Origin of the sequence: Microcoleus sp. B7-D4, from assembly GCF_036705125.1 — a bacterium.
Lineage (GTDB): Bacteria > Cyanobacteriota > Cyanobacteriia > Cyanobacteriales > Microcoleaceae > Microcoleus.
In genome coordinates this window covers 1-8,446 of record NZ_JAUBTT010000004.1, presented here as the reverse complement: position 1 = coordinate 8,446, position 8,446 = coordinate 1, and the positions used below count along the sequence as shown (strand labels likewise).

Genomic DNA, 8,446 nt, shown 5'->3' with positions numbered 1-8,446 from the left:
GGAAACTCAGGCGAAAGTAGAAACAAAGCCGGCTTTAGTAACTGAGGTAGAGAAAACTGAAACTCCTCAAGTTGTTGTAGCCGCAAATCCTGTAGAGTCGGTGAAGGAAAGTCAGCCAACAGTGGCTATTGAGCCGAAAGAAACTCCAGCGATTGTGCCGCCGACAGCAGCGAAAACTATGCCAGTTGTAGGTACGAATACTGCTGTAGACTTGCGGAACAAGGAGATAGTTACTCAGACTGAGACTGCGGGTGTTAATGATGCTGCACCAAAAGAGTCATTGCCAATTTCTCCAACAGTTGCAAAACCAACTGAGGATAATTCGACTGCGGCGGTGACTGAACCGGTTAAGCAGGAAGTAGCACAAAACAATAATGATGTCAATGCTGATTGGGTTGCGCGATTGGATAGCATTAAACAGCGTTTGAGTAATTTGGGTGGTGTTGATGTTGTTGCCGAAAATGCGATCGATCGCACTTTGATTGCTCGTTTGGAAACCATGACTGAGAAGTTGAGGGAGCAAACTGGGGCGACTCCTATTTCGGATAATACAGCGGCGTTGATTTCGCGGCTGGAAGATATGGTTGTGAAAGTCGCACCTAAACCAGTCGAACCTGTTCAACCAGTACAGTTTGAGTTTCCTAAAGCCGATCGCCCTTTGGTAGGTTTTATCACTGATACTGGCTTGACTGTCAATAATCCTGCTGAGGAAAAGAGTCCGATCGTTGCAGAGGAAAAACCCGCAAATAGCACAAACAATCCTTCCCCATCAGCTAATGGAGTTAATAGTAACCAGGCGCAGCCAGTAGTTCGCACTCAAGATAATTCGAGTCTGTGGGTAGAATCTCTGATTAAATTTGTGGATGCTGCTAAGGTATCCAAGCAACCCCATGCCGTTGTGAATATTAACATCAACCTGACTCAAACTCAGCCTGATGAAACTGTGATTCCCCGCAAGGAATTAACGGCGGCGGAACGATCGGCGATCGCCTACGCATATCAGAACAATGTTATTATTGTTGTTCCGGCTGGAGATAACTCAGGCACTATGTCAGCTCTGGGTCTATTATCTAAGGAAGTTGACAACGTAGTTACTGTCGGTGCGGCTCAACGATTTAACGATTCCGTTGCACTATCCAATGCCTTTAAATTGGCAGATTATTCTGGTAGTGGCAATACTCTCGATATTCTCGCTAACGGTAGCAGCGACAATACATCTAGCACAGAGGTTGCTGCTGTTGAAGTCACAAATGCGATCGCCCAAATTTTAGCAGCAAATCCCAAGCTGAATTACACTCAGGCAATTGATATTATCAAGCGTACTGCTACTGACCTCGATCGACCTAATTGGGACGCTCAAACAGGGTCGGGTTTGCTGAATGTTGCTGCTGCGGTGCAGTTGGCAAAGGTAACTACACCGGAACTTTACACCATTAAACCCGGACTGCGAACCATTACTGATGTCTTCATTTCTCAACATCCGAGTGCCAAGCAGTTACCAGGAGATCCGACTCCTCCTGCGGTTACAGTCCCTGGAATTCCTCAAACAAATGTCGATCGGGGCAGCAATAATCTTGCTAATGCAACGCAACTGATTCCTTCCGCTACCGAAGATGTCATCGATCAGGTTAGCAGCGTCGATCCGTCGGATATTTATCGGGTTGACAGTCGCTACTTAAATGGTGCTAAGTTTTCCGTCCTCTCAGGCGACTTATCCGTCAGCTACCTGACAACTTCTGGACAAATATTGGGGACTCAATCTTTGAGCAAAGGCAGCCATAAATTGCAGTTGCCAGCCAATGCACCAGCAGAGGTGATTGTCAAGATAGATCAACGGAATGCCACTCCTGCAACTTACGTTCTCTCTGGATTTGAGAGTACCGCCACTGAGCCGTTTAATATCGATTTGGAATATGAAACGCCCCTGAGTGCTTCGCAACAGGCGATTATGCAAGCCGCAGCAAAAAGCGTGGCTGGATTGATTGGCAAAGGGTTGCCGAGTGCAGTGGTTGACGGCAAGATTATCGACGACATCAATATCAAGATTTCCACTGCCAATATTGACGGGGCGAGCGGCACTCAAGCGCGAACTAAAATTGATTTCATGCGCTACGGAAGTATGTTGCCCGCTCAATCTTTAGTGCAGTTTGATGCTGCGGATATTGCCGAGTTAGAGCGTTCTGGGAAGTTGTTCAGTGTGGTGCAACATGAGTTTCTGCACGCTTTGGGCTTTGGGAATCTCTGGGAAGCTAAGGGTTTGGTTGATTATGCGGGTACGCCGTTGGCTCAGTATAACGGGAATCAGGCGGTTGAAGAGTTCTCCAAATTAGGTGGTGCAACAAATTATGTTCCCTTAGAAACTGAGGGAGATGGTTCTGCGGATTTACACTGGAATGAGGCACTATTTCAGAATGAGGTAATGACCTCTGATTTAGGTTCTCAACCAGGAGAAAATGGTCAAGTTACTTCACCTATTAGCGCTGTTACCATTGCATCTCTCGCTGATTTAGGTTATCAAGTTAACCAGAATCAGGCTACACCGAAATGGGGTTTGTTTGGTGAACAGTTTAACCCAGCAAATGTAACTGAAGAGTGGCTTGAGGAACAGTGGAAACGTCAAGCTGAAGTAGATCCAAGACTTCGCAACGACGGGGAAATAAACCTTCCTACCGTCGATCCAGCTACGGTAGCACCGGAAATTTGGGCGCACGCGGAACGGTTCGATGGTAATGGTGAATATTACGATTGGGTAGATTATGTAGTTACGATCGATGGCGATAGCCTCAGCGCAGTTGCTCGGCGCACAATGGGGAATGCCAACTACTGGAAATGGATTGCTGATCGCAACGGTATCTATGATGCTCCTTACTGGATATATAAAGGTGACACGATTCAAATTCCCGTTCATCGTCCTGGTTATGAGCAAGAGCAAGAGGCTGAACGCCAGCGACGCGAACAAGAATTACGGGATCAGCAGGAACGAGAAGCCAGAGAGCGCCAAGCTCAGATCGACCAATTAAATAATAGTCAGGCTGAACAAGAACGGCTACGGCAAGATGAGGAACGCCGTCGGCAAGAGGCAGAGGCTAATCAACGGGCGCTAGAAGAGCAGGCTCGAAGACTAGCAGAGGAACAAGAACGCCGCCGTCGGGAACGGGAAGAATACGAGCGCGAACAGGCGCGGTTGGCGGAACTGCGGCGGCAAGCCGAAATTGCGCGGCAACAAGGTAAGGGAGGATTGGAGTGGTATCTTGCCAAGCCTATGCCTGAATTTGGGCCTGTCAATCCGTTTGAGACATCTCTAACGGGTGAAACTGTTGGCAATTTAGTGCCGGATGACTACTATCGGTTTACTCTGTCTCGCGGTGGTCGGATTACGGCTGAATTGAGACAACTGTTGGCTGATGCAGATTTGGTTCTGTACGATGTGCGGAATGAACCTATTGCCTATTCGATGCGGGAGGGAATTACCGATGAGCAAATTATTGCTGACTTGATTCCCGGTACTTATATGCTGCGAGTCAATAGCCCTAAAGGTGTAACGACAGATTATGACCTAGTTGTTAAGTTCCAACACAAGCTTTCTGCTACTCAAACTCAACCTTTACCTCCAGGTTGGCGACCTACTAGCATTGGTGGTAATCCTAAAACTCCTCTTCATGCTAATCCAACTGAAGCTAATCCTTTACGCGGTTTCCTTCATCCTCTAAATGGTTCTGGAACTGTTACGCAGGGTAATGGTGGCTCGACTTCGCACACGGGTCGATCACAGTATGCTTATGATTTTGGTGTTCCGATTGGTACGCCAGTTTATGCAATGCGATCAGGTACAGTTGTTGGCGTAGTGGATAAGTATCCCGATACAGGTGGGGGTTACGAAAATCGGAATAATTTCAACTATGTTCTGATTGAGCATGATGGTGGTTATCGTTCTGCTTACTTACATTTGCAACAGGGATCGAATTCGCGAATTGGTTTGAAGGTTGGAGATACTGTTAATGCAGGGGAGTTAATTGGCTACAGTGGTAATTCTGGTTGGAGTACGGGGCCACACTTGCACGTTGAGGTTCACCAGCCTACTGCTGGCGGTTACTTTGGGCAGACAGTTCCGTTTGTGATTGGTGGTGATACCGCTGGTGATAATGATTCGAGCAGTGATGATTCTGCAACTGATGATGATGTGAGTAGTGATGATGACTACGACTACGATGAGGAAGACGATAGCTTACCAATAGGTCAGCTAATTGCCAATGAAGTTGTTGAACTTAGCAGAGAAAGCTTAAAGGGACTGAATCAAGCAATTGCTGATGGAATCAGAAGCCAATTTGACGGTATTATCAGCCCTCTGCAAAATAAAGTTGATGAGGCTGAGAAGAAAGTTGCAAACTTGAAATCTCAACTAGAAAGCAAGACAGATGGCATCATTGACAGCATTTCTAGTAGCGTAATTGGTGGTTTAAATGCAACGGCTAAAAATGAGCTGCGAAATGCCATTAATGAAGTTACGGATGGTGACTTTTTAGGAGGTGCAGCCTCTGTCACTCAAGCGGTACTTGCCAAGTTAAGTAGTATCGGCTTAGGTTTTGTTGCTGGGCTTATAGAAGGTTGGGTTGATGACAGAATTAATGAGGCATTTGCTCCTGTAGAACAAGCTTTGAAGGAAGCAAATCAAGCACTTCAGTCGGCAAAAGAGGAACTTCAAAAAGTCACTGAAGTAGTTGAAGAAATAATTGACTATGTGATTGACGTTGCTGCTGACCAGCTTAATGAATGGACTCCTTATGTTGCCAATATCGTCCAAGCACTTTTCTATTCTGGCGAGGAATGGGTTGAGAATTTAACAAATCCAGCATTCTGGACAAATCCAGCATTATGGATAAAGTTTGCTGAATTTATTGGGGGACTCCTGATAACTGCTGCTGTTTCCTTTGCTGCTGGTGTAATTGCTGGCTTTGTTGGTGCTGCTATCTCCGCTGCTGGTTGGGGTATTACTATTCCTGCCGGACTTGCAACTGCTGCTGCCGTTTTTGCAACCATTATGGGGACATTATATTTTAACCGAGATGAACTGACAGCACTCTATGAAAGTGCTAAGACAGCCTTTACTAATCTGGACGAAGGAGCTAAATCTTCTACAACAGATGAACAGTTACAGTTTGTTGGTGAAAGGTTTGCCAGTGAATATAGTGATGCACTCGGTAAACTTGTCACTATTGTGGCAAATGTTGGTGTGGGAGCAATAGCTGGAGGGGTAGGAGCTAAGGTTGGTTCTTCTATCCCATCAAAGTTGAATGCTGTTCTGAAAGCAGCTTCTAAAAATAAGGATATTATCGCTTATCGCCAAGACAACAATCCTTATTCAAATCAAGGAACAAAACCAGACCGCTTCAAATCTTCTTTCGATGCCGATGGGAACATCATACCTGCCAATCCTAACGGAAAAGCGGATATCATCTCACATATTCGTGGTTCAGAACCGGCGAAGAGTCATAGTGCTTACACTTCTTTTAAGTTAGATTCAGAAGGTGCTAAGTCGTATGGGGATAAAACAATAAAGTTAAATCTTGGAAAACTGAGGGAAGATATTGCTAACGGCAAGATTAAGAATGTTAAGATTGTCGAACATGATGAAATTGTAAAGGCAGTTCAAAAACATCTAGATGATGCCAAGCTACGCTATAAGGACTATAAAACTCCAAAAAATTTGCAACGTCTTGAACGCGCTCAAATGGATCGTGAGAATGTCACGCGAGATAAGGAAATATTAATCGAAGGAATCATTCCATCAGACTATGTTGTACCCTAAGACAATTACTGTGGCAGTTAAATATCCGATTTAATTACAGCGGTTACTGCTGTAATTTTGTACACTAAATATAGTGGTAGCCTCTGTATAAATTGGTTGGCTAATTGCTGCTACTGTACCTCATAACAGCCGGAGCAGATGTAAATAAAAATGAACACCGATATCGCTATGACAAACATCAACCAGTTACTTTACACAGATGAATCGGGAGAAGTAGTTGGCTTGGATGAAGTACAACTCATTGACCCTCCTCTACAAGACAGGATTCCTAAACTTCGACAATTGTTACAAGTTCAGGACTTATACATTGTATTTCAATCCGCTATTTTATTAGCAGCTTGGGGCGATCTTGAGGGTCTGGCTAAGATTGAGGAAATGATTGATGAGCCTGTACACAAAATGCAAAAGTTAGTGCCTCATAGACTTTATGGCTACGACAACATATATGATGAGCTATCTTACGCAGTTTACCTCTTTGGATTTTCTGGTCAGAAAAGTGAAGATACAAAGAGATTATTCAGTAAGTTACTCAAGCTTTATGGTGATATTGAATTTGAAAGTAAATTGAAATTTTCACTATTGCGATGTGAGTTCTTTGATTTAGCTTCTGAAGTAGAAGAAGCAATTAAACGCTCGTTGTCATTAGAACGATACTATCTTGCGAGCCAAATGTTACCAGTCCTTGCAAAGTGGAATCCGGAAGTCGCTTGGAGTATGGTGGATAAATTTATTTGTGAGTCTAACAGACAAACACCTAATCCATTGGCTAATGTGGCAGAAGCGCTTGGGTATATTAATAATCCAAGTAGCAGATCCCTTTTAAAAAAACTCTTAGAGCATCCAGAAGTTTCTGTGACAGAAGAAGCGGAACGATCGCTAGTCAAATTGTCCCAGACAGATTTCTCCAACACCGCGACGGCGAATTCACCCAACTCCTAGAAGACATCACCCGCTATCATCAAATATTCCAACAAGGCTATGACAAAATCATCCTCATTCGTCCCACCACCTACACCGGCTACGACATCCTACTCACCGCCGCCATGCAATGCTTAGGCTACACCAAAGAGCAATTTCAATTCATCATCGTTCAACCCCTCAAACTCTACGCCTTCCACAAACCCACCCAGCAAATCCATCGCATCCCTGACATCGCCCCCGCAGAATTGCTCAAAGCCGTGACTATGGATGCACTGCGCTGGTACTCCCTCCGAGTTCCCCTCACAGAAGTTGCCCCCATTAACATCAGCACAGCAGGAAAACCCACCCCGCAAGATAGCCTCTATCGCCTTCGATCTGCATATCTTCGTTGCTGTACCCTGCTGCAACAAGCACAGCATCGAGGCATCATTCAGCTAGAAACTAATGAGGGCAACCACGGGGGGTTTGCCCCTACGGAAAACGCACCTAAACTCATGTCATTAGCAGATTATGTCTGGGAATCTCCCGATGCCGCCACCCTAGCCAACCTTCTGCAAGCGGTTCCCAAAATCCTTGAACAAAGCGCCACCGAAATTGCCCCCCATCTGGTTTGCCGCCACCTGGAAGCTATTAGCGAAACCTGCCTTCCGTCGTTGGATTCCCTGAGTCTCAACCCGCAAAACTGCGCCCTTTTGTTAGCTGCGAAGCAAACAATTTTTGAGTTGTTAGAGAACGTTTTGGCGATCGCCCTTCCTGAGTCAACTTTTCCCGACTCAAATTTGCGATTTGTCAAGTTTTCTGAAGATTAGGCCGCGTTTCGCATAAAACTAGCGCCTTCTTCCAGATAGATAAGTGACGGTTGGTTTTTGAGTGCGACGGGCTGTCCTGAGTGCGATCGGGCGATCGACCTTTATTAATTTTTCTCAAAAACTGACGGGCTGTCCTGAGTGCGATCGAGCGATCGACCTTTATTAATTTTTCTCAAAAAAGGGCGATCGACCTTTTCAAATAAACTCTATATGGTTCTGCATATCCGACGGTTCAAGTACCTCCCAAATCAGAATCAAACCGCGCACAATTTCACCAAGTGAACGGCTGTTTTGGTGACAGTAAACAATACCGCAATGCTCTAAACCCCGCTGATGAATTGCCAAAAAATCGTCATCCTGGGTAAAGATTACTCGCCCTTGAGAAATTGCAAAAGCTAACTGTTCTTCATCCATAGCACCTAAAAGCCGTGCTTCTGGTGTAGTCGTGACATCAATACCGCGCCTTTTCAAAGCTTCTGCGATCGCCCGTTCGACTTGTTCATCACAATGAAATCGGATCTTTTCCCAGATTCTGCCCTGTCAATTTCTGCTGTACCTTGGAAGGAGTTTTTGCTTGCAATTCCCGCACAAAAGCATCGCTATCTCGAATTTGTTGTCGAATTTCCTCAAGATGGTCGTGGTAATAAGTCAAGGCTGCGTATACATCTGCTAAAGTAATTGTGGGATACCGCGACACAATTTCATCAGGAGACATTCCCATCTTTTCGTGCCAAATTACAACATCTTGAACCCTAATCCGATGTCCCGCTATACGTGGTTTACCGCCACAAATACCCGGAGTAATTTCAATATGTTCTTGGATTACCGATGGCATAAGCTGTTGTACCTTTAAATAGGGTATAATAAAAAAGGAGTTTAGTCAATCTCTACAAAAATGCCAGCTAAAAAC

5 protein-coding genes are annotated in these 8,446 nt (G+C 45.1%); 3 read left to right on the top strand and 2 right to left on the bottom strand.

Annotation, left to right across the window (positions count from 1 at the left end; genetic code table 11):
- The 3 genes from QUB12_RS02070 to QUB12_RS02060 form a co-directional block, all read left to right on the top strand.
- Window positions 1-5,806: peptidoglycan DD-metalloendopeptidase family protein (locus tag QUB12_RS02070; RefSeq protein ID WP_333305247.1), on the top strand; the 5,806-nt coding region annotated here is incomplete at its 5' end.
- A gap of 150 nt (window positions 5,807-5,956) precedes the next feature.
- Window positions 5,957-6,745, top strand: coding sequence for a hypothetical protein (locus QUB12_RS02065; protein ID WP_333305245.1), 789 nt, complete (start codon window positions 5,957-5,959; stop codon window positions 6,743-6,745).
- A 104-nt stretch (window positions 6,746-6,849) separates the two neighbouring features.
- On the top strand, window positions 6,850-7,536 hold the full coding sequence (locus QUB12_RS02060; RefSeq protein ID WP_333305243.1) for a DALR anticodon-binding domain-containing protein: 687 nt from the start codon (window positions 6,850-6,852) through the stop codon (window positions 7,534-7,536).
- A gap of 195 nt (window positions 7,537-7,731) precedes the next feature.
- Here QUB12_RS02060 and QUB12_RS02055 read toward each other — a convergent pair whose 3' ends face one another.
- Together QUB12_RS02055 and QUB12_RS02050 are read right to left on the bottom strand one after the other, a co-directional pair.
- On the bottom strand, window positions 7,732-8,007 hold the full coding sequence (locus QUB12_RS02055; RefSeq protein WP_333138419.1) for a DUF5615 family PIN-like protein: 276 nt from the start codon (window positions 8,005-8,007) through the stop codon (window positions 7,732-7,734).
- Window positions 8,008-8,038: 31 nt separating this feature from the next.
- Window positions 8,039-8,371 carry a DUF433 domain-containing protein gene (locus QUB12_RS02050; RefSeq protein WP_333305240.1) on the bottom strand — a complete coding sequence of 111 codons (333 nt, stop codon included), beginning with the start codon at window positions 8,369-8,371 and terminating at the stop codon, window positions 8,039-8,041.
- Window positions 8,372-8,446: the final 75 nt, after the last annotated feature.